The 22,617-nt window shown below is 62.6% G+C and carries 20 protein-coding genes; 4 read left to right on the top strand and 16 right to left on the bottom strand.

The genetic code is table 11. The features are described from left to right. Positions 1–48 precede the first annotated feature (48 nt). The 4 genes from pstB to pstS all read right to left on the bottom strand — a co-directional run bounded on the left by pstB (position 49) and on the right by pstS (position 3,868). Positions 49–810, bottom strand: coding sequence for a phosphate ABC transporter ATP-binding protein PstB (gene pstB, locus J3P97_RS13305; RefSeq protein ID WP_025214260.1), 762 nt, complete (start codon positions 808–810; stop codon positions 49–51). Positions 811–885: 75 nt separating this feature from the next. Next, the gene (gene pstA, locus J3P97_RS13300) at positions 886–1,797 is read right to left on the bottom strand and encodes a phosphate ABC transporter permease PstA (RefSeq protein WP_434600771.1); all 912 of its coding nucleotides are present in this window, start codon (positions 1,795–1,797) and stop codon (positions 886–888) included. Then, positions 1,797–2,762 (bottom strand): phosphate ABC transporter permease subunit PstC, encoded by a 966-nt coding sequence (gene pstC, locus J3P97_RS13295; RefSeq protein ID WP_305501066.1) that lies wholly within the window; start codon positions 2,760–2,762, stop codon positions 1,797–1,799. Before pstC ends, pstA begins: the two co-directional genes overlap by 1 nt. Positions 2,763–2,836: 74 nt before the next feature. Beyond that, positions 2,837–3,868, bottom strand: a complete 1,032-nt coding sequence (gene pstS, locus J3P97_RS13290) for a phosphate ABC transporter substrate-binding protein PstS (RefSeq protein ID WP_434674431.1) — start codon at positions 3,866–3,868, stop codon at positions 2,837–2,839. A gap of 188 nt (positions 3,869–4,056) precedes the next feature. Here pstS and ppk2 point away from each other — a divergent pair, with 188 nt between their 5' ends. Continuing rightward, a complete protein-coding gene (gene ppk2, locus J3P97_RS13285) occupies positions 4,057–4,974 on the top strand; it encodes a polyphosphate kinase 2 (protein ID WP_434600769.1) in 918 nt (305 codons plus the stop codon). Between the two features lie 227 nt (positions 4,975–5,201). Then, on the top strand, positions 5,202–5,960 hold the full coding sequence (locus J3P97_RS13280) for a hypothetical protein (protein ID WP_434674430.1): 759 nt from the start codon (positions 5,202–5,204) through the stop codon (positions 5,958–5,960). A 13-nt stretch (positions 5,961–5,973) separates the two neighbouring features. Here J3P97_RS13280 and J3P97_RS13275 read toward each other — a convergent pair whose 3' ends face one another. After that, positions 5,974–7,407 (bottom strand): HD domain-containing phosphohydrolase, encoded by a 1,434-nt coding sequence (locus tag J3P97_RS13275; protein ID WP_434674429.1) that lies wholly within the window; start codon positions 7,405–7,407, stop codon positions 5,974–5,976. A 111-nt stretch (positions 7,408–7,518) separates the two neighbouring features. On the opposite strand from J3P97_RS13275, the gene J3P97_RS13270 reads away from it, so the two are divergent. Next, entirely contained in the window at positions 7,519–8,280 is a 762-nt protein-coding gene (locus J3P97_RS13270; protein WP_434674428.1) for an alpha/beta hydrolase, read from the top strand. A gap of 57 nt (positions 8,281–8,337) precedes the next feature. Continuing rightward, positions 8,338–9,897 carry a GMC family oxidoreductase gene (locus tag J3P97_RS13265; RefSeq protein ID WP_434674427.1) on the top strand — a complete coding sequence of 520 codons (1,560 nt, stop codon included), beginning with the start codon at positions 8,338–8,340 and terminating at the stop codon, positions 9,895–9,897. Between the two features lie 28 nt (positions 9,898–9,925). Here J3P97_RS13265 and J3P97_RS13260 read toward each other — a convergent pair whose 3' ends face one another. The 11 genes from J3P97_RS13260 to J3P97_RS13210 form a co-directional block, all read right to left on the bottom strand. Then, on the bottom strand, positions 9,926–11,626 hold the full coding sequence (locus tag J3P97_RS13260; protein ID WP_434674426.1) for a diguanylate cyclase: 1,701 nt from the start codon (positions 11,624–11,626) through the stop codon (positions 9,926–9,928). Positions 11,627–11,872: 246 nt separating this feature from the next. Then, a complete protein-coding gene (locus J3P97_RS13255; protein ID WP_434674425.1) occupies positions 11,873–12,853 on the bottom strand; it encodes a LysR substrate-binding domain-containing protein in 981 nt (326 codons plus the stop codon). A gap of 86 nt (positions 12,854–12,939) precedes the next feature. Continuing rightward, positions 12,940–13,884, bottom strand: coding sequence for a peptidylprolyl isomerase (locus J3P97_RS13250; RefSeq protein ID WP_434674424.1), 945 nt, complete (start codon positions 13,882–13,884; stop codon positions 12,940–12,942). Beyond that, a complete protein-coding gene (locus J3P97_RS13245; RefSeq protein WP_434568437.1) occupies positions 13,881–14,360 on the bottom strand; it encodes a YbjN domain-containing protein in 480 nt (159 codons plus the stop codon). Before J3P97_RS13245 ends, J3P97_RS13250 begins: the two co-directional genes overlap by 4 nt. A gap of 20 nt (positions 14,361–14,380) precedes the next feature. Next, entirely contained in the window at positions 14,381–15,037 is a 657-nt protein-coding gene (locus J3P97_RS13240) for a DNA repair protein (RefSeq protein WP_434674423.1), read from the bottom strand. A gap of 15 nt (positions 15,038–15,052) precedes the next feature. Beyond that, positions 15,053–16,744, bottom strand: a complete 1,692-nt coding sequence (locus tag J3P97_RS13235) for a putative porin (RefSeq protein ID WP_434674422.1) — start codon at positions 16,742–16,744, stop codon at positions 15,053–15,055. A 40-nt stretch (positions 16,745–16,784) separates the two neighbouring features. Further along, entirely contained in the window at positions 16,785–17,489 is a 705-nt protein-coding gene (locus J3P97_RS13230; protein ID WP_434568440.1) for a TonB family protein, read from the bottom strand. A gap of 2 nt (positions 17,490–17,491) precedes the next feature. After that, positions 17,492–17,917: an ExbD/TolR family protein gene (locus J3P97_RS13225; RefSeq protein ID WP_434568441.1), complete on the bottom strand. Its 426-nt coding sequence runs from the start codon at positions 17,915–17,917 to the stop codon at positions 17,492–17,494. Positions 17,918–17,928: 11 nt separating this feature from the next. Then, positions 17,929–19,728: a DUF2341 domain-containing protein gene (locus tag J3P97_RS13220; RefSeq protein WP_434674421.1), complete on the bottom strand. Its 1,800-nt coding sequence runs from the start codon at positions 19,726–19,728 to the stop codon at positions 17,929–17,931. A gap of 17 nt (positions 19,729–19,745) precedes the next feature. Next, the gene (locus J3P97_RS13215; RefSeq protein WP_434568443.1) at positions 19,746–21,350 is read right to left on the bottom strand and encodes a ShlB/FhaC/HecB family hemolysin secretion/activation protein; all 1,605 of its coding nucleotides are present in this window, start codon (positions 21,348–21,350) and stop codon (positions 19,746–19,748) included. Positions 21,351–21,376: 26 nt separating this feature from the next. Then, positions 21,377–21,979 (bottom strand): transposase, encoded by a 603-nt coding sequence (locus J3P97_RS13210; RefSeq protein ID WP_370871120.1) that lies wholly within the window; start codon positions 21,977–21,979, stop codon positions 21,377–21,379. Positions 21,980–22,617 lie beyond the last annotated feature (638 nt).

Genomic DNA, 22,617 nt, shown 5'->3' with positions numbered 1-22,617 from the left:
AAATCCATTTGGCTTCTGCAGGGATGCGGCCTTGACCTGATGTGTGGCTTAGCTGAACTTGCCGCTGATGTAATCGCCGGTCATCTGTTCACGCGGGTTGTCGAAAATCTGCGTCGTCGGGCCCATCTCGACCAGATAACCGGTGCGCGTGCCCTGGGAAATATCCACCGAGAAAAACGCCGTGGTGTCAGCCACGCGGATGGCCTGCTGCATGTTGTGGGTCACCAGGGCGATGGTGTAGTCCTTCTTCAACTCGACCATCAGCTCCTCGACCCGCCGGGTAGCGATCGGGTCGAGTGCCGAACACGGTTCATCCAACAGCAGCACTTCCGGCTCGGTGGCGATGGCGCGGGCAATGCACAGGCGCTGTTGCTGGCCGCCGGAGAGCGACAGGCCGCTGACCTTGAGCTTGTCCTTGACTTCGTCCCACAGCGCGGCGCCTTGCAGCGCATGCTTGACCCGGTCACCGATGTCGCCCTTGTAGCGGTTGAGGCGCAGGCCAAACGCGACGTTGTCGAAAATGCTCATCGAAAACGGGTTCGGCTGCTGGAATACCATGCCGATGTAACGGCGCACGACCACCGGGTCAACACCCTTGCCGTAGACGTCCTGTCCGAGGAAATGCACGTGGCCTTCGAAACGGAACCCTTTCACCAGGTCGTTCATCCGGTTGAGGCTGCGCAACACGGTGCTCTTGCCACAGCCGGAAGGACCGATGAACCCGGTGATCTTGTTTTTCTCGATCGGCACATGGCTGTCACGGACCGCCATGAAGTTGCCATAAAAAATCTTGTCCAGTTTGCAGTCCATGACTACAGGTGCCTGGGTGACAAACGGAGCGGCTATTTGCGCAGTGGATACGTTCAAGATCAGATGCTCCCGTTCTTAATACTTGGGCTTGCCGAAAATACGGCTGATGATGTTCACGAACAGCACGATCATCACCAGCACCAGTGAGGCCGCCCATGCGAGCTCGAGCTGGTTGTCGAAAGGCATCCCGGAGAAGTTGTAGATCAGCACCGCCAGCGAGGCCGTCGGGTTCATGACCTCGAGATTGCCCTGGTGGTAAATCCAGTAGTTGCTGAACAGCGCGGTAAACAGCAGCGGCGCGGTCTCGCCCGCGGCACGTGCCACGGCCAGCATGACGCCGGTGAGGATGGCCGGCATGCCGGTCGGCAAGACGATTTTCCAGATCACCTGCGAGCGGGTGCAGCCCATGCCATAGGCAGCATCCTTCATGATCTTGGGCACCATGCGCATCGACTCTTCCGCCGTCAGCACGACGATCGGCAGCATCAGCACGGCCAGTGCCACGCCGCCCGCCGGCGCCGAATAAGTACCGGTGGTCATCACCACCAGGGCGTAGGCAAATACCCCGGCCAGGATCGACGGCAGGCCGGTGAGCATCTTCGCCGCAAACCGCGCGGCGTTCCCCAACTTGCTGTCCGGCCCCAGCTCAGCCAGGAAGACGGCGGCCATAATGCCGATCGGCACCGCGATGGCTGCCGCGATACCGACCATCACGAAGGTACCGGCCATGGCGTTGCCGAAGCCGCCACCCATCTCGAAGCCGGTCGGTGGCAGTTCGGTAAAGACTTCCAGGTTCAGGCGCGCGCCACCACGGGTGATCAGCATGTAAAGCACGGAAATCAGCGGCACGCTGGCGAGCAGCGCGCCGGTCCAGACCAGGGTGGTCAGGATCAGGCTGCGCAACGCGCGGCCTTCGAACTTGCGCTGCAGGCTGGGCATCGCGCCCGCTGGCGCGGTCAAGTCTGTTGCGGCAGTGAGGTCTGTCATCACTTATTACCCCGTTGGGCATACATCATGATCATCGAACCAAAAATGTTCACGATCAGCGTAATCAACATCAATACCAGGGCGGCATACATCAACACCTCGATCTCGTTCGGCCCGGCCTCGGGGAAGTTCAACGCCAGCAGGGCTGCAAGCGTGTTGGCCGGAGCAAACAGCGAGAGGGAAATGTTGTTGGCGTTGCCGACCAGCATGGCCAGCGCCATCGTCTCGCCCAGGGCGCGCCCGAGGCCCAGCACCAGGGAGCCGAAGATGCCGGTGGCGGCAGAAGGCACCATCACCTTGAGAATCGCTTCCCAGTGAGTCGTCCCCATGCCGTAGGCGGCCTGCTTGGTTTTCATCGGGACGCCGGTGAGCGCATCCTGCGAAACGGCGGCGATGGTTGGCAGAATCATGATCGCAAGCACCAGCGCCGCCGGCAGCAGCCCGGGCCCGCTGAGGGACGTGCCGAAAAAGGGTATCCAGCCGAGTTCGCTGTTCAGCCAGGTTGTCAGCGGCCGGATCGCCGGGATAACCACGTAGATCCCCCACAGGCCATAGACCACGCTGGGGATGGCCGCGAGCAGTTCAACGATGGTGCGGAAAATCGCGGCGAGCTTGGGCGGCAGGAAATCCTGGGTCAGGAAAATTGCCATGCTGACGCCGAAAAATCCGGCGATCAATAGCGCGATCAAGGCGCTGTAGAGCGTGCCCCAGATAGCCGGCAGGATGCCGTATTTGCCCTGGTTGACGTCCCAGACGCTGCCCAGGAGCACGTCGAAACCGTGTTTTTCCATGCCGGGAATTGCCTTGCGGCCCACCTCGAACACCAGCGCAAATACCAGCGCCAGAATCAGCACCACGCCGATGCGCGCTAGCGCACGGAAAGTGCGATCAACCAGGAAATCCTTCGTCGAGGGTGGCTGGCAGGCAGAGTCCGGATTAACCGGTACGACAAAAGGTTTGTTCATGGGCTAAGTCCGGAACAGGGGGAAAACTCTCCCGGCGTGGCGCGGAGGCACACACCGAGAGAGACCTCACGGTGTTACTGAATGTTGGCGGATGCCTTGCGAACCTGCTCGACGACCGACGCCGGCAATGGGATGTAACCCATCGAATCGGCGATCTTCTGCCCTTCGGTCAGGCTGTATTCGACCATTTCACGCATGGCCTTGGCCTTGGCCGGGTTGCCGTTGTCCTTGCGGAAGATCATCCAGGTGTAGGACGTGATCGGGTAGGACTTGGCGCCGTCCGGATCCGGCAGCCAGGCCACCAGGTTTTCCGGCATCTTCACCGCCGCCAGGGCCTCTGCACCGCTCTCCGCGTTCGGCACGACATACTTGCCGGCCTTGTTCTGCAGTTGGGCGAAGTCGACCTTGGCGAGCTTGGCGAAGCCGTATTCGATATAGCCAATCGCGCCCGGGGTCTGACGCACGGTAGCGGTCACACCGTCGTTTTTCGGCGACTTGATGAACTTGTCACTGGCCGGCCAGTTAACGGTGTTGCCCTCGCCCAGTGCCGTCTTGAACTCCGGGTTGATGGTTGCCAGGTGCTTGGTGAACACCGCGGTGGTACCGCTGGAGTCCGCACGTACAACGACGGTGATCGGCGTATCGGTGAGTTTCAGGTCCGGGTTGGCGGCAACGATCTGCGGATCGTTCCATTTGGTGATCTTGCCCAGGAAGATGTTCGAGTACACATCGCGTGGCAGCTTGAGGCCCTTGGGATTGCCCGGCAGGTTGTAGGCCAGCACGATTTCACCGGCGGTCATCGGCAACAACTGCACGCCTTCGGCAACCTTGGCGATGTCTTCTTCTTTCATCGCCGAGTCACTGGCGGCGAAATCAACGGTCTTGTTCAGGAAGTCCTGTACGCCCGCACCGCTGCCCTTGGATTGGTAATCCACGGTGACACCGTCGGATTTCTTGCTGAAATCCTTGAACCAGGTCAGGTAGATCGGAGCTGGAAAACTCGCCCCAGACCCCGTCAGACGGACATTCTCTGCAGCGAAGGACGCCGAGGTGGCACAAAGAGAAACCGTAACGGCGAGCGCAGCAGACTTCATCAAACTTTTCATTAAAAGAAATTCCTTGTGATGACGGGCCGGGGAACTCTGCAACATTCTTGTTACGGTTTTATGAATACGCGGTGGCAAAGTGCACTTATGTCCGTCAGATATCGCCAACACCATGGCGGCGGTTGTAATCGCCTCGTAACAAATTGCGACTAACACTTCGCCATCTCCTACGACGCGAGCCCACAACCATGTCCTCGACAGACGACACCTTGATACAGCGCATCCACCGGGAACTGCTCGATCACAGCGATGAAGAACTGGAGTTGGAGCTGGCCGAAGACGGACACGACCTGGATGCCCTGTTCGATGGACAGGCTCCAGAAGGATCAGAAAAGGAAGCTCGGAGAATCTATTTCAGCGAACTGTTCCGCCTGCAAGGCGAACTGGTAAAGCTGCAAAGCTGGGTGGTCAAGACGGGCCACAAGGTGGTGATCCTCTTCGAAGGGCGCGACGCGGCCGGCAAAGGCGGAGTCATCAAACGTATCACTCAGCGGCTCAACCCTCGGGTCTGCCGGGTGGCCGCCCTGCCCGCCCCGAACGACCGCGAACGCACCCAATGGTATTTCCAGCGCTACGTTTCACACTTGCCGGCGGCCGGTGAAATCGTCCTGTTCGATCGCAGCTGGTACAACCGCGCAGGCGTCGAGCAAGTCATGGGTTTTTGCAACGACGATCAGTACGAAGAGTTCTTCCGGACCGTGCCCGAGTTCGAGCGCATGCTGGCCCGCTCAGGCATCCAGCTGATCAAGTACTGGTTCTCCATTTCCGACCAGGAACAGCACCTGCGCTTCCTCAGCCGTATCCACGACCCGCTCAAGCAATGGAAACTCAGCCCCATGGACCTGGAGTCCCGGCGGCGCTGGGAGGCGTATACAAAGGCCAAGGAGATCATGCTTGAACGCACCCATATCGCCGAGGCGCCATGGTGGGTGGTGCAAGCCGACGACAAGAAAAAAGCGCGACTCAACTGTATCCACCACCTGCTCGGCCAGATGCCCTATGAAGAAGTCGAGCTCCCGGTGATCGAACTACCGGAACGCGTCAGGCAGGAAGACTACTTCCGCAGTCCGACGCCGCCAGAAATCGTCGTTCCTCAGGTTTATTGAGATAACCGGATGGGGCGCCCGGCGCAGGGCGCCCCCTTCTATCGCCTGACATGTTCCTGTCAGCCTCCCGTCACCCTGACGTCAGATCGTCCCGCCTAAAGTAACGCCAGGATTGTTCCTGCGGCGCCAGCGCCAACCTGTGGGAGCGAGCCTGGCTTGAGCAAGGATTTGAATCCGCCGTTGTTTTTTTGCTGGAGCTCTTGTCATCAGCCGGAAGGAGACACGCAATGAACCACCCTGACGGGCACGACAGTGCACTTGACCACTTCATCTGGCCGATGACGCCAGACGGCATTCTGAGCCGCAGAGACCTGTTGCTTCGCCTGGGCGCTGAACACCGGCTCATGGTCGCACAGGACCCTACGTGCAGGTGCGATCAACGTGACTACCTGCTTTCGCTGATCGATTCGGCCTCGACACTGAACCACGGCGCTGGGCAATGCTCGGGGTTCGACGCCCAGCGAATGCGTAACGTCATCACCGAAGCGGCCGCGAAAAGCCATTGGGGCAAGCCTTCAGGAGGTCGCCGAACGCAGGGCATCGCCGCCCACTACGATGCGCAGAGCTACATGGCCGCGATACTCGATGTCGAGCTGAGCGACGAGGGTCGCCTGATTGTGCATGACACGGTGTTTGTCGCGGACCTGGGCGCTGTAGAAAACCCCGGCCGCCTGCGCGCTCAGCTGGAAGGCGCGTGCCTGATGGGCGTCGCGTTCGTGGCCTCTGCTGAATTTGGCGCGACGGCCGCTGATCTGTGCCCGACCCTCGCGCAGCGGCCCCGCTGGCCACTCGTCTCATGGTTGCCAGGGCACATCGCGGTACACCTGATCAACCCCACGGGTGTGCTCCAGGCCTGCCAGCCCAGCCAGGTGAGCTACGTACCCGTCGTCCGGGCCATGTGCAATGCAATCGGCAAAGCCTCGGCCAACCGCACCAGCGATTTGCCGCTCAGAAGCCGGTTGCTCGAAAGAACGGGCGGACGCTAAGTCACTGCCGGCTTCAAATCAAACCCAGCGTCAGGGCCTTCAGCGTCGCCGCCGCCCGGGTGGTGCATTGAAGCTTGCGGAACACGCTTTCGACATGGGTGCGCACCGTGCTCGGGCTGATACCCAGCTGGCGCGCCACCTCCTTGTTGCTTCCCCCGGTACTGATGCGCCGAAGAATCTCGGTTTCACGCTCGGAGAGCAGTCCACCGCCCGGCTTGCAGGCTGTCATCGTGGTCTCCCCGCGTGACGCCGCCATTACCGCCTGGCAGGCCCGATGATCGAACCGTCCCTGATCCGCCTCGGCCATCAACAGGCAACTCGCTTCGTTGTGACTCAAGGCCGGCCGCCACGGCCGCTCGCTGAGCATCGCCTGCCAAGCCAGGGCCGCGGCGAGCAAACGATGTTCGGTTTGCAATGTGTCGCCGCCCAGGCTGCGGAAGTAACCGCTGCCATCCAGGCGCTCATAGGCATGCGCCGCCAGCTGACCCGGCACCGCCAGGGCGGGTATCTGGCCACAGGCTCGCGATGTCCAGTAAGGCACCAGCCGCACTTGCTCAAGATCCCCGTCGAGCAAGGCTCCCGGAGTGTTCCAGAGGCGATTGGGCACCGCCGCGCGGCCGATGCCATGGATCAGCGCCGCCTGGCCGAGATGGTCAATGGCCGGCGCCGACAGCCCGGAAAGCCTGGCGGCCTCCCGAACCAGCTCCGAGGCACGTCGCGAGTACCCCGCCAGCCACGGCAGCTTTAGATCGATCACATCAGCAACCAGGCTCAACGGCACCTGTGCCGTGGCTACCTGCGGATCAACTGACTGCGGCGTGCGCAGTTGATCCAGCCAATCTTCGGCGTTTTGCAGCATTTCAGCGGCAAGCGCTGCCGGATAACGGCGATCGCGCTTGCTGGCAATCCATTGCAATGCGCTCTCCAGCCCATGCGTACGGGACAGAATCTCCAGGTCCCCCGCCAGCAACACTTGATAAACCACCTCTGGCACCTGCGGATGTCGCAGGCCGGATGGCCTTCCCTCACCGTCGTATTGCTCGAACACATGACGCAGACCCTGTTCGACTTCGGTCTTCAAACCCAATGTGTGAGCGATATCACCGGACACTTCGCAATGAATCTGGGCCAGCGGCGTCGACCGGCGCATCGCCCGCTGCCCCGCCTCGCTGAGGGTATGCGTCAGCATTGCGTTGCGGCCCTCGACGTCATCGCCCAGCAGCCGGGTGAAGCCCTCGGCATTGGCGGTGCAGCCTGACCAGCGCAGCAAGGCCACCTGGCGTCCGGTCTCGGTGTGCTCGCCAGCACCGTTGCAAGTCTGCGCGAGCATCTGCACCAAGCGGGCGGTGCGACGCGACTGATCGAACGGCTGGCCCATGCTCAGGTCGCCGACCATGGACAACGCCAGGATGGCGTCTTCCACTGCGATACAGTCAGCTGTCGTCATCTCGTTTCCTCCGCGTATCCGATTGAATGTTGATGGCCTCGGATAAACGACCGATACCCGGGCCGCCGAGTATCGCCGAAACTGCGCTCACCCCAAACAGGAGATCGCATCATGTTCAAACCCAAGGCCCTTGCCCTCACACTCGCCATGACCGGTTCATTGTTCGGCGGCGCCGTCCATGCCGCGCCGCAACAGCCTTCAGTCGTGATCGTCCATGGCGCTTTCGCCGACGGCTCCGACTGGGGCAAGGTCGTCCCGCTGCTGCAGGCGGAAGGCATCAAGGTCACTGTCGTACAAAACCCGCTGACTTCGCTGGCTGACGATGTCGCCGCCACGCAGCGTGTACTGAACAACCAGGAGAGCAACGTCGTGTTGGTCGGCCATTCCTGGGGCGGCACCGTCATCAGCGAGGCCGGCACCGACAAGAAAGTCCGCAGCCTGGTGTACGTCGCCGCGTTTGCTCCGGATGCCGGTCAAGCCGTCAAGGACCTGGGCAAGGAATACCCGGCTCCATCCGGCGTGAAAGACATCGCCGCCGACAAGAACGGCTTCCTCTACATGACCACCGAGGGCATGGCTCGCGGTTTTGCCCAGGACCTTCCCCCAGCACAAACCGCGGTAATGGCCGCGACGCAAGGGCCGATCCGCGCCTCGGCCTTCGATGACAAGACCAGCGCCGCTGCCTGGAAAGGCAAGCCAAGCTGGTACATCGTGGCCAAGGAAGACCGGATGATCCAGCCGGATCTGCAAAGGGCTTTCGCCAAGAAGATCGGTGCCAAGGTCAGCGAAATCGAAGCCAGCCACGTGCCACAGCAATCACGCCCGGCAGACGTCGCAAAAGTCATCATCCAGGCCGTACAGAAGAGCCAGTAACTCAGGCCGCTGCTGCGCTGAACTCGATAACAGGAACCCTGCAAAGGAAGCCCGCTCATGCCCGTGAATCCCGCCCTGAAGAAGCACCATTACGACTTTATTGTCTGCGGGGCGGGGACTGCCGGCTCCGTCGTTGCCGGACGGCTGGCCGAGAATCCCGAGGTCCAGGTATTGCTCATCGAGGCCGGCGGTGGCGATGAGCATCCACATGTGCTGGAACCGCAGCATTGGCCGTTGAACCTGGGCAGCGAGCGCGATTGGAACTTCGTGGGTGCAGCCAACCCTCACCTCAACGACAGGAAGATGCCCTTGAACATGGGACGCGGGTTGGGCGGCGGGTCCAGCGTCAATGTCATGCTGTGGGCCCGAGGCCACAAGAACGACTGGGAAGACTTCGCCGTCGACAGCGGCGATCCTGCTTGGGGCTACGCCTCGGTCCTGAAGATCTATCAACGCGTGGAAGACTATCGTGGCATCGCCGATCCGCTGCGTCGCGGCAGCGGCGGGCCGGTTCATGTTGCGCCTGTCCAGGACGCGCAACCGATTGCCAACGCCATGCTCAGTGCAGCTGCCGCAATGGGTATCCCCACCTTTGAAAACCCCAACGGCGCCATGATGGAGGGCCGCGGAGGTGCGGCCTTGAACGATCTCATCGTCAAGAATGGCCGGCGTCATTCGATCTACCGCGCCTACGTCGCTCCACGCTGTGGCCAGCCCAACCTCACCGTCTTGACCGATACGCTTGTCAGCCGGGTGCTCTTCAGCGAGCAACGCGCCATCGGCGTGCAGACCATCAGCAATGGCCAAGCCGAGTGTTTCTACGCCGATCACGAAGTCATTCTTTCCCTGGGCGCGGTCAATACGCCCAAGGTCCTGATGCAATCTGGCGTGGGGCCGGAGGATGAATTGCAGCGCCATGGCATTGCGCTCGTCCAGCACCTGCCCGGCGTCGGCGCCAACCATCAGGATCACGTGTCCTTTGCGGTTATCTTCGAATACGCGAGGCCACAACCGGTGGGTTACGGCGGCTCGGAGGCGACGCTCTACTGGAGCAGCGAAAGCGCCTTGCATCTTCCGGACATGTTCCACTGCCAGGTTGAATTTCCAGTGCCCAGCGCAGAGACCGCCGCACTCGGTGTTCCCGCCCATGGCTGGACGATGTTCGCTGGCCTTGCCCACCCGCAAAGTCGCGGGCGGATCACGCTCAGCGGCCCGGACGTGAGCGATGCCCCGATCATTCAACCCAACACCCTGTCGCACCCGACCGATCGGCGCAACGCCCTGGAAAACATTCGTTTCGTCCAGGAGCTGGGCACCCAGACGCCGTTCAAGGGCTTGGTAAAGGGCGAAAGCCTGCCTGGAAAACTGCACACCCAAGCGTTGGAACACTATGCTCGCAACGCTGCAGTGACCTATTGGCACCAGTGCGGTACGGCAAAGATGGGCCGGGACGCGATGTCCGTGGTGGACGGTCAATTACGCGTCTACGGAGTCCAGGGCCTGCGCATTGCCGATGCGTCCATCCTGCCCCATGTCACGAGCGGCAACACGATGGCGCCCTGCGTCGTGATCGGTGAGCGGGCCGTGGAAGCTATCCGCGCCACCTACGAGCTATAAGCATCGACGCTGGCGCTAGCTTTGCGGCTCACCTTTTTGACAAGGGCCAGGATTCAACCCGGTTCTTTCCAGAACGCTTGGCCGCGTAAAGCGCCGAGTCAGCGGCTTTCAACAGTGCATTCTGATTGGCCCCGCAGGTTTGTGTGGAGGACACTCCGAAAGAAGCAGTCGCAGTGAGCGTCTGGCCGTGATCAACCAGACTCATCTCTTCCAGAGAGACCCGTATGGATTCGGCTCGGGCCACAGCACCTTCGGGCGGACAGTCCGGAAGGATGATAATCAGCTCCTCCCCGCCAAATCGGCAGGCAATGTCGGAGGATCTCAGCGATTGCACGATCAAGGCGGAAGCCGCACGCAGCACGGCGTCGCCTGCCGAATGGCCGTAAGAGTCATTCAACTGCTTGAAGTTATCGAGGTCGATCATCACGACACTCAGGCACGCCCCGTTGCGCTCGGCGCGCACCAGCTCGCGGTTGAGCGTCTCGTCCATGAAGCGGCGGTTGTACAGCCCGGTCAGCGGGTCCTTTATGGACTGGGTTTCCAACACCTGGCGCATGCGGCCATTCGCCAACGCCAGCGCCGTTTGTTCCGCTACGGCTTCAGCGATCTGCAGACCCTCCTCGGACAGGTCGCGCAAGCCGACTTGACGGATATGCAACAGGCCGAGGATTTCACCGTAAGCCATCAACGGAAGACAGCAATCAGTCACTGGGTCAGTGCCAGACGCTGCTGGGTAATGAGGGCAGCGAAGATCGTGGTTGTGCACCGACAAATGCCAGCGTCCCCGCCTGATTGCCCAGCAATCCTTGGGGCTGAGTATCGCATCGATGCCCTTTTCGTCGGCCTGTCCCCACGCTGCGGCGTGTTGCAGGACATCAGCCGAGTTGCGATAGAGGAAGAACTCCCCCTCGCTTGCAGGTATCAACTTTTGGCAGTAAGTACTGGCCAACTGAAGCGTTTCCTTCTGGGACAACTCCGTCTGCATCAGCCTGGCCATTTCCGCGAGAAGCCCAATCTCGCCATTTCGGCGTTTCAAACGCGCCAGGCTCAGGCTCAGTTGATCGCTGGCCAGGTTGGCCGCCACGGCAGACTCCGATTGACGGCGGACGCTGCTGCGCATGGACAGGTAGATGAAACGCCCCAAACCCAGGGTAACGATGAAACTGAGGATTGAAATCGCGACCGCCCAACGAATGTTGCTCAAAAGCCGGCGTTCGAGCGCCACAAGCTCCTCTGTTTCGTCAGCAATGAGCTCCGCAGTCAAGGCGCGCACGGTGTCCATCAGTTCCTTGCCGCCACCCGCGGCGATCTCGGCCTCTGCCGCATCATTGCCGCTATGGCTGACCAGCTTCACGACCCTGTCCAGGTGGACCATCTTCAGCTCGGCGTGCCGGATGAATGCTTCGACACGCGCAATCTCTTCGGCCGGATCCCCTTGATAGGCAATTCGCAGGCTCTTGATGGCAGGAGGCAAGTGAGACACGGCGACATAGTACGGCTGTAGAAAGTCGTCCTTTGCCGTCAAGGCGTAGCCACGCTCGCCGGTCTCCGCGTCGACCAGCAACCCCTGGACGTTACGGATTCGGTCGATCTGCGACTCGACCACGTTGCGCTCCAGGCGCGTCTCATTGGTCCAGAACAACGTGATCGGCCCCACCGCCGCGGTGACGGCCATGACGGCAGTCGCGGCGGCGGCGGCAAAAAGAAGGCTGGCTTTACGATCAGGCATTGACGATTGCGCTCTTGGCTATCAAACGATGTCGGCCTGATGAAGAAAATATGTAACGAAACAGAACCGAAAAACGGTTTATCGCATTACGCCATAGGGCAGGCAAGTCGTATCGCCAGTTTTAGCTGACATACCGATATCAGCGAAAGCGCCGGGGCGGTCGAGGATGGTATTCGCTCGGGCCGTCCCAATCTCATCGAATTGCCGATCACGGCTTGAAGCTGCTTTGGCGCGAATCCAAGTGGATCAAGCCCGGAACCATTCCCTGCGCTCATCCAGCGTGTGGCGGATCAGTTCGATGAGCATCTGCACCTGCGGCATTGGCCGGGCCTCGGTGCTCGCCGCCATCCACAGGTGCCGCTGCATCGGCTGCTCCAACAACCCCGGCAAGGCGACCAGGCCGCGATCGAAATGGCTCATGTACTGCGGCAACAGGCCAATGCAGGCGCAGCAGCGGATCATTTCCAGCATCAGCTCATAGGATTGCACCTGCACCACGCCGGCGCGGCGTTGCTCGACGAGGGTATTCCACGGCGTGAAACTGCCCACCTGGCTGTCGGCCTGCCATTGCACCAACATGTAGTCGTCCAGCTCTTCCAACCGGCGCGGACGGCTGGCCGGGCGGGAATAACGCTTGGCGATGTGCGGCAGATAGTCCAGCCGCGCCAGCTGCTCCGGCGGCTGTGTCGCACCGCTCGGCGCCGGCGTTGATTCCTGCCCGTCACTCAGCCACAGCACCAGGTCGGCACTGACCGCCTGCAGCGCCAGTTCGCTGTCCAGCGTGATGATTTGCAAGCGCACGCTGGCGTTGCGGCGCAGCAATGAAATCAGGTCACGACCCAGAATGTCGTGCAGGATCGACTCGGCCACTGCAAGGCGAATCAACGGTTGGTCGGCCAGCGCTGGCGGATCATCCTCGCCCAGAGCGAGCAAGCGCGCCTGCAATTGCCGTCCTTCGCGGGTAAGCGCCAGGGTGCTGCCCTGGAAGCTGAACAGTGATCGCTGCAAGCGAGCTTCCAGTTGGGCCAACTGCTTGCGCAGCCAGGTGGCCTTGACGTTCAGGCTGCGGGACGCCTGCATGAAACAGCCGCAACGGGCGCTGACCAGAAAACACTGCGCCACCTGGGGCTCGATGCTGGCGGCCAAGGCCAACCAGGGCTCGGGTGCGCGCAAGGGCGCGCGGTATGCGGTGACAGCCTGGCGTCCTGCGGGCTCTATGAAAGACATGAGTGACTCCCTGTCATTTAAAAACCGATTAAGCGTGGCGAGGGAGCTTGCTCCCGCTGGACTGCGCAGCAGTCCCGATAAACCAGCTACCGAACCTCCTCCAGCACCTTGCTCAACTGCGCGCCATCAATGCTCAACGTCGCGGTGTCGAGCATGCCGTCCAGGTAGGCCTTGGCGATCTGCTCCTGGCGCTGGGCACGCAACGCCTGGGTCAGGCGCTCGCGGACTTCATCCAGGGTCGCTTCCCGCGCCGGTTGCTGCTCGGTGAGCTTGATCACGTGAAAGCCCGCAGCGCTCTGCACCGGGTCCGATACCGTGCCCACCTTCAACCGCACCACTGCCTCGCGCACCGTCGGCACCAGTTGCTGCAACGGTTGGAAGCCACTGTCGCCACCGCGCTCGGCACTGGCGCGGTCCTGGGAATAACGGCTGGCCAGCGCGGCGAATTCAGCCGGCGCGGCCTGGGCCTTCTTGCTCAATTCCGCGGCTTGGCGGCGCACCGCCTCGACGGTCTGTGGCTCGGTCGCGGCGAGGAAAATCTGGCTCACCCGGTACAGCGCAGGTGCGGTCCAGTTGGCTTTTCCCGCTTCGTAGGCCTGTTTCAGCTCATCCTCGCTGGGATACCCGGCCGGCACCTGGCTGACCGACTGCAGATAATCCCGAAAGACAATCTGCTCGGTCGCAGCGCGCATCTGGCGCTCCACCTCCGGGCGCTGACGCCAGCCTTGGGCATCGGCCTGCTCGAGCACGGCTTTTTCTGCCAGTCTTGCGCGGATCCAGCCCTCCAGTGCGGCGCGGTTGCCGCGCATCTGCTGGCGAACCTCGGGGGCAAGCGCCGCTAGCAGCGCCTTGAGTTCTTCCGGACTGACCTGCTGGCTACCCAACCGCGCCAGGCTTGGCGACTCGCTTGTCGCCACGCTGACCGATTGCACCGCTGCCACCGGATCGTTGCCGGGACGCAAGCCGAGGACAACAGCCACGGCAACCAGGCCCAGCGCCGCAGCGCTGATGACAAACGTTGGCTTTTTCACAGTGCGGCGGCCTCCTCCGGCGCGGCCTCAGCAGGCTCGGCGCCGGTGTGCAGGCGGGCGGCGTTCTGGCTGAACTCGCGCAGGTAGACGATGAATTCCTGAAGCAACCGGTCCCACAGTTCCAGGTTGCTGCGCAGGTGCTCGGCGCTGACGCCGGCCGCCACCACCACGTCCATTTCCATCACCAGGAATTCGCCCTGCACCGACAACCGGGCAAAGCGTCGCGAGGCGTTCCACAGCTCCGCCAGCCCGGCCGGCAATTCACCCTGTACGCGCAAGGCACAGCTGAAGGTGAAGTCCAGGTATTGGCCCGGCGTCGGTGTCGGATTGCCGAAGCGCACGGCATAACCGATGCCTTGGCTGGCGCTGAGCAGTTGCACGATACCGTTCTGCTCGGTTTCGTTGACCCGATAACCGGCGGCTTGCAACACCTCGGTGAGGGACGCGGGCGTGACGTGTTCAATCAATGAAGTCATGTTGGTTCTTCCTTGCGCTATCAATGGGTGATCGAGGCCTGGGGCGCATCGAAACGGTTCTTGTAGAGATCATCGCCAAAACCCTGGGCCAACTCTTCGAAACGTACCCGGGCCTTGCCGGCGAACGGCTGGCGGATCTTCATGACCTCGGTCACGTCGATGGTTTCGTAGGCGTGCAGCAGTTCCTTGGCGACGTCGTACATTTGCTGATTCTTGACCGAACATTGCTGCACTTGTGTGTCACGTTCCTGCAACCGGGCTTCGAGACGGGCCCGTTCGGTTTCCTTGCCCCGGGCCATTACCAGTAGCTCGTCGTAGGCCTTCTTGAACTTGCCGATCTGCTCATGGCTGGCCGCGGCCTGTGCCTGGGCCTGGCTTTGCAGGCTTTCCTGGCGCCCGGCCAGTTGTTCGGCCAGGCCTTGCGCCTTGGCCAGCTCGGCGGTCAGCCGCTTGACCTGCGCCTCGGCTTCCTTGGCGCGGTTTTCCGCCGCCTGGCGGGCGACACTGGCCTGGGCCTGTTCGCTCTGCAACGTCTGCAACTGGGCGGTGGTGCTGCGCAGTTGCGTGCGCAGGCGTTCTTCCAGGCCTTCGCCGTAGGCGCTGCCGATCAATAACGGACTGAGCAGCAGGCCCAGCAGCAACGCGGCAGGACAAGGGTTGATGGCTCGCCTTTTCATGAGGCCTCCCGGCGCTTAGAAGCGCGTGTTGATTTCAAGCTGCAAGACATCGATGTCGTACGGCGCGCCGTACACCGCTTCGGAACTCAGCCAGCGCCCGGTGGCGAAGACGTTGCTCGCCAGGCCGTAGTTGCCGCCCAGGAAATAGCCCTTGGCGTTGGTGCCGCCCAGGTGGAACGAGGAATCGTTGAAGCCGTCCGGCAAAGCGTCCGGCTGGATGTACTTGTAGCCGGCGAACATGTTCCAGTCGCCCTGGCGCTTGAGCTCCAGGGAGTTACCCAGGGTGAACTGCAGCATCCAGGCGTTGGCGCCGCTTTCCACCTCGCCGTTCTCATCGAGGTTGTTGGCGAACTGCCCTTCCGAACGTTTGCGCATCTCACCTTCGTCATAACCGAGGTTGTGCACGTAATGCGCCTGGCTGCGCAGCTTCAGGTCTTCCGGCAGATCGGTGTCCCACGCCAGGTTCAGGTCCAGCAGGTTGAACTCCGAGGCCAGGCCGACGTATTGCGGCTGGGGCGTGGCGGACGGGTTGAGCGGGTTGGGCGTGATGTCGCGCAGCAGGAACACCGTGTTGCCCTTCTGCATGAACGCCACGCGCGAGCCGTCGCTGTCGCAACCCGGGTCACCGGCCCAGGGCTCGCACGGCGACGAGCGCTGGCCTTCGATGTCGTCGAAGCGGTAATAGGCCAGCGCACCCTTGACGCGGTTGCCGTCGTTGATTGCCCAGTTGGCGCCCAGTTGCGCGCCGTACAGCCACTTGTTGTCGCTCTCTTCCTTGTCCGTGCCGTTGCTGGTGCTGGTGTCGTTGGTGTACTCCACCGGGAACGCGCCGACGGTGCCGAACAGGCCGAAGTCCTGGCTGAGCTTGCGGTTGAAAATCGCCGCCACGCCATCGAAGTTCAGGTCGCCGGAATACAGCAGGTCAGTGGAGTAGAACGGGTTGGCGATACGCCCGCCGGTCAGGGTCAACTCATCCGAGGGCTTCCAGGTCAGGTAACCCTGGTCGAGCCAGATGTCTTTCTTGCCGAAGCCGCCACCCAGGGTCTGAGTGGTGGAAACCGGATTGTTGTCCGAGCCGGTGCCGATACGGATGCCCGCGGTCCACTCGGGCGCGATCACCGCCTTCATGCCCAGGCGCGCCCGCAGGCGGAAGAGGTTTTCACGGTCCTCGCGGGTATTGAGCAAGGGCGGCAGGTTCGAGCTGCTGTTGGGGTTGACGTCGTAGGGGCCGCGGTCGTTGAGGCGAGCGAAGTCGACGATCTGGTTGCTGTTGGTGCCCGAGTAGTAGCGCGACTCGTCCCGCAGACGGATATCGCCATCAAAACTGATGCGCGAGACCCAATCCGGAAAGGTGTTGGGCTGGGCCCAGTTTTCCTGTTTGGCCGTGGCCATGACTTCGGCCTTGACCTGGTCGCGGATCTGCTCACGCACGATGTTCGGCACGTACTGCACCCGCACATCCCCGGGCGCGCCGGCGGGTGCGGCGGCAACGGCAGTGGCAGCCTGACGGGCCTGCACGGCTTCGCGCTCGGCCTGGGCGATCAGGCCATCGGCCTGGTCCTGCTTCAGTACGCCCTGCTGCACCAGCAGGCGGATCAGATTGATCGTGGCATTTTCCGAAGGCGCCGGGGCTGCCGACGCATGCCCGGCCAGGCTCAAGACAACCAGGCCGACCGCCCACGACAATCGATTCACATTGGCAATCATCTGCACACAACTCCTGTTGGCAAACTTTGAAGAATTCGGGTTAACCCGGACGCCGTCCCTGCAAGGACAGGCGCACGGGCAAGGTCAGGGAGGCCGGAGGCCGTTCACTCAGATGCGGCGCGGCACGCAGGGCGGCGATCACTTGCTCATCCACCTGCGGGTTGCCGCTGGACTTGACCAGCTCGACGCGGGTGATCTCCCCCACCGCGCTGAGCCAGACGTCGGCCTGCAGCGAAAACGCCAGGCTGCGCAAGTCCGGGTTCTCCCGCAGCAAGCGCTGGAAGGTGAACGCCAGAAACTGGCTGTAGGTGCCGTTACCGAGGCGTCCGCCCCCTGCCCCGGCCATGCCGCCACCCTTGCCCGCGCCAATGTTGAAAGCGTCGTTGCCGGCCTGGGCGTCACCGTCCATCTGCATCGGATTGGCCAGGTCATCCACCGGCGACGGCGGCGCTTCTTCCTCAGGCTTGACCGCTTCGGGTTCCGGGGTCGGCTCGGGCTCGGGCACTTTTTCCTCGACCTTGGGTTCCGGCTCCTTGGGTTTTTCCGGGGGCGGCGGCGGTGGTGGCGGCAGCGGGATAATCGTCGGCACCTTCGGTGCTTCACGGCGCACGCCGCTCATGTCGTTGGCCCATTGCCACAGCAGCCACGCTGCCAGGCCAGCCAGCGCCAGGCCGGCGGCCCACTTGAGCAGGCGCAGCGGCGAGCGCTTCACGGGGGGCGGGTTGACGGGAAGTCTGGCGGTCATGATCAGCCCTGGCTCGGTTTGCCGGTCACCAGACCGACTTGGGACAGTTCCAGGCGCCGCAACAGGTCCAGCACTTCGATGACTTTCTGGTACTGCACGGTGGCGTCGCCGCGCACGATCACCGGAAAGTCCGGGCTCTGCGCTTTCTCGATGCGCAGGCGCTCCTCCAGCTCGGCCAGGGTCACCGGGTAGGCATCGAGGAATACCTGGCCGCCGTCATTCACCGAAATCGCCTTGGTCTTGGCCTCCGACAACGACACCGAGGCGCTGGCCTTGGGCAGGTTGATCTGAATGCCCGAGACCTGCGCCGTGGCGGTGAGGATGAACATCACCAGCACCACCATGAGCACATCCACCAGCGGCGTGACGTTGATGCTGTCGACCGCTGCATCATCGTCGTCATCGTGTGACGTATTTACGCTAGCCATGGCGATGCTCCTCAGGCCGGTACGGACGATTGGACGTGATGGTCACGGCGATGAGCCGATTCGCCGGACTGGCCTTCGCCGTGCATTTCCGCCAGGCGCGTAATGAACTCGTCGACGAACACCCGCATGTCGGCGCTGACTTCCTTGTTGCGGGTGATCAGGCGGTTGTAGCCAAACAGCGCCGGGATCGCGACGAACAGGCCCATGGCGGTGGCCAGCAACGCGGCGGCCATGCCCGGGGCGATGGCGTTGATGTTGACGTCACCGGCCATGGCCGTGCCAAGGAACACCACCATGATCCCCAGCACGGTGCCGAGCAGGCCGATGTACGGGCCGCCGGCGATGGCGTTGGACAGGGTCGAGAGTTTCGAGCTCAGCGCCTGGTTTTCGCGGGTGCGTACGCCATCCATGGAGCAGCGGATCGCCTCGATGGTGGCGGCCGAGACGGTGGAGGTGTCGGCGCCCTGATCGCGGCGGGTGCGGATCTCCTTGACCGCCACCAGGTACAAGCGCCACAGCGACGAGTGTTGCAGGCGCTGGGCAAGTTCCTGGTCGTCGGCGAACATTTCCAGGCGCGTGCCGATCCGGGCGAACTGCTCGCGGAACGCTTCGTTGGCAGCGCTGAGACGACTGACCATGCGGTTCTTGCGGATCATGATGACCCACGACTGGAACATCATCAGCACCAGCACGGCGATGATCACCCAGGCGTCCAGCGGCACGGCATTGAGCAGGAAACCGAGGCTGCCGAAACCGAAGCCGGACTGTTCTTCATCAACACCGTAGGCCACCAGTTTCGATTCGGCGCCCTGGGCGTTGGCATCGGCCAGGAGCAGCGGCGCGGGCCGGGCGACCTTGGACAGGCGCGCCTCGTCCATGACCCCGCTGAACGGCGCGTAGGCGCCGGCGGTAACGTCTGCCCCCAAGGCGATCGGCGAATTGAACGCCGGCATTGCCAGCGCCAGGCTCGCGGCTTCGCGGCCGTTGACGTACAGCACGACTCGATCACCCGAGGCGGTCAGTGCCAGGTGCTGCCATTGGCCGGGGTTCAGCGGCTGGGTCGAGACCGCACGCTGATCATTGATCGCTACGAACGGCACCCCTTGGTTGACCCCCACCAACAGACTGGCGGCAGCTTCGCGACGGGCCAGGACGATTTGCTCACCGCTGGCCTGGTCCTGGCGCAGCCAGGTACTGAAGGTGAACGCGGCGCCGGCGGTGTGTTGCAGCGACGGGCTGGCCGGCAGCAACAGTGGCTGGCCGTTGAGCTGCAGGGCCCGCCCGATCACGCCGTCGATGCTCACGCCAGCCGCGCCCTGGGCGTTGTTGCCGTAAGCCGTGGTGTCCCGTGGTGGTATGCCGGTGGCGCCATCGAAGTGGTACAGCGCGGTGTAGTCCGGATCGAAGGCCAGTTGGCCGCTGGCGGTGGCCGGGGCTTTCTGGTTGCCGTAGTACATCCACAGATCCTGGCGCTGGCCACCCTCGACGTTTGGCACATCGACCCAGATCAGGGCCATGCCCATCAACGGGTCGAAGCTTTCGATCTGGTGATTGAGCACGGTCTTGTCGTCGGCACTGACGAAGCGCAGGTCCGAACCATCCTCCTTGACCCCGTCAAAGGTGAAGTTACCGGTGTGCAGGCGTACCAGCAACGCCGTGCGGCCCAAGGCCTGGGCGATGGCCGCGCCTTGCGGCGTGGTGTCCACCGAAATCTGTTTGCGGTAGTGCCAATCGTCCTGCCACCAGGCGTTGGCGGTCGCCGGAAGCAGCAGCCCCAGGCAGATCAACAGCGGAATGAATAAGCGTTGCATGGACATGACTCCTGGGTTCAAAACGTCGCTTGCAGGTTGAAGTGCAGGCGCGATTCCTGTTTCGTGGTGTTCGGCCCGTCGAGCAGCGGAAAGCCCCAGTCGAGGCTCCCCGACAGCCATTTGCTCAGGCTCGCGCGGGTGCCGAGGCCGACGCTGGCGAGGCTGTAATCGGGATCCTGGTCGGGCAGTTCGTCGCGCAGGTACAGCTGCGCACCCTCGGCGAAGGCATAGAAGCGCCACTCCTGGACATAGCTGCCGAGAAACCTGGCCAGCGACGGCGTGCGCAGCTCCTGGGACAACAGGTAGCCGTCGTCAGCGGTGCGCTCGGCGGCCAGGTAGCCGCGTACCGACGTGGCACCGCCGGCGGAGAACTGTTCATTGGAGACCAGCGGCCCGGAGGCCAGCTGGAAGGCGGCTTTAGAGGCGGTCTGCCAGTCGTTGCCGAAGGTGAAGGTGTAATTGCCGTCGCCCTTGAGCACCGCAAAGCTTGGGCTGGCGCGGTAGCGCTTGTAGTCGAATTCCTCGTCGTCGCTGCCATAACCCAGCAGGCTACGGGTGCCTGCCACCAGGCTCAGGCCGAGGCCCAATTGGCTGGTTTCGGTGTAGCGGAAACCGTTGTAGGCGAAGGTGAACGGCGCGTACTTGAGCGGTGCCTTGTCGCTGGCGCCGCCCAGGTTGAGTTCTTCGTCGAAGTCCTTGAAATCCACTCCGACCGAAAAGCTGTTGGCCCATGCGCCACTGGACGGCAGGCTGTAGATCGCCGACACACCGTAGGAGTGGCCCTTGCCCAACACGTTGCTGCCGCCGACGGTCGCCACGTTGCTGTCGGACTGGTAACCGGAGAACTGCACGCTCCAGCGCTCGCTCAGTGGCGCGGTGTAGGAACCCGACCAGACCTTGGCGTTTTCGGTGTCCTGGGGCGCGGTGAAGAAGGTCAGCGAAATACTGTGACCCAGTTGCCAGAGGTTGTTGTAGCCGAGGCTGGCGACCGTGCGCAGCTTCTCGGTGTCGGCGCTGTAGTCGTTGTTCAGACCGAGGCTGGCCTGCCAGGGATCCTGGTCTTCTACCTGCAAGTCCACGTCCATGGTGCCCGGCCGCTGGCCTTCGCGTACCAGCGGCATGACCTGGCGCCCCGGGGTCTTGTTCAACTGCGCCAGCTCGGTCTGGACCTGGGCGAAGTCCGGTACTTCGCCTTCCTTGAGCGCCGGCACATCCTCGCGGATTTCCACCGGCGAATAGTGCTTGGCACCAACGACCCGCACGCGGCCGATCTTGGTCTCGCTGACTTGCAGGTAGACGATGCCGTCTTCGACTTTCTGCTCCGGCAATTCGACGAAAACCGATTGGTAACCGCGAGCCTGATAGACCTTTTGCAGCGCCTCGCGGGCGCCTTCAATGTCGTTCAAAGTCTTTTGCGGGCCAAGGAACGGATACACCGCTTCCTCGATCGCGCGGGCATCCAGCACAGTGTTGCCCCGCACGAAGTACTCGTTGACGTCCACCAGGCGAGCCGGCGCCGCTTCGGCTTCCGGTGCTCCTTCTGCTGCGAATGCCGACGGCCCCCCGACCGCCAACAGCAGCCAGCCCCACAGCGCCGGCCGCGATTTGAAAAAATGCTCCACACCACCCCCTGAATTCAAAGTACGGCTCAATTGCTTGCGGTCGATGTCGTGGCATGCCGGGCCAGCCAGGTATGCAGCAGCGCGAAGTTCAAGGAGAACTCGGGCATTTGCAGCAAGGCGCCACAGAACACTTCACCGATGATTTTCTGGATAAGCCGCACGGCCCGCGCATCGCCCAGCAGCGTGGCGAGGTCCTTGCTCAGCACGTTGAAGCTCCAGACCTTCTGGTTCAGGTCCAGGCCGACGAACCAGCGGAACAGCAGGTTGTAATTGAGTTGTTCGTAGAGTTGCTGCTCACTGGGCACCGAATAGAGCAATTGCAGCAGCAGGATGTGCATGGCCGTCTGCGGCGCGATGAGCATGCCGGCATCGGCGTTGAGGCCCTGCAGCACGTCGCGGTGTTCGGCCAGCAGGTCGTCGATCTGTGGCCGTAACAGCACCAGGGAATGACCCTGGGGGATGTAGCTGGACACTTCCTTGAGCGCGCCCTGCCAGTCATCCTGGGAAACGATCCAGACCCACGGCGCACCGTAGCGATACACCGAGACCGGCTGCTTGCGCGCCGCCTCGACGATCTTCGATAGCCGCTGGTCCAGCTCCTGCATGCCCACTTTCGAATAACGTTCCATAGTCCCCATCGCCTCACTCCCGGCTTCGCGCCCCGGCTCCAAACGACCTGAGAGGTCCCCTCGAACACGTCACACAGGCATGACGGGAATGGCGATGTGCTACCGAACTTTTGTCATGAAAGCTTCATTTGAGAGAGCGCCGCAGCTGTGGCGAGGGAGCTTGCTCCCGCTGGGGTGCGCAGCAGCCCCAAAAAGGCTGATGGATACCTACCTGACACACCGCGGTGAATGACTTGGGGCCGCTTCGCAGCCCAGCGGGAGCAAGCTCCCTCGCCACGGGGTAATGGGTGCCCGAGGATGCCCAGGCACAACATCCCCTGTGGGCGAGAGCTTGCCCGCGATAGCGGCCCGACAGCCGCCACATGACTGACTGCCCCTAACTTTCTGTGGCGAGGGAGCTTGCTCCCGCTGGGCTGCGCAGCAGCCCCAAAAAGGCTGATGGATACCTACCTGACACACCGCGGTGAATGACTTGGGGCCGCTTCGCAGCCCAGCGGGAGCAAGCTCCCTCGCCACGGGGTAATGGGTGCCCGAGGATGCCCAGGCACAACAACCCCTGTGGGAGCGAGCTTGCCCGCGATAGCGGCCCGACAGCCGCCACATGACTGACTGCCCCTAACTTTCTGTGGCGAGGGAGC

It is taken from the genome of Pseudomonas sp. R1-15, from assembly GCF_051132085.1.
In the GTDB taxonomy this organism is placed as follows: domain Bacteria; phylum Pseudomonadota; class Gammaproteobacteria; order Pseudomonadales; family Pseudomonadaceae; genus Aquipseudomonas.
The sequence above is the reverse complement of the archived record's forward strand: the minus strand, read 5'-3'. Positions and strand labels throughout refer to the sequence as shown.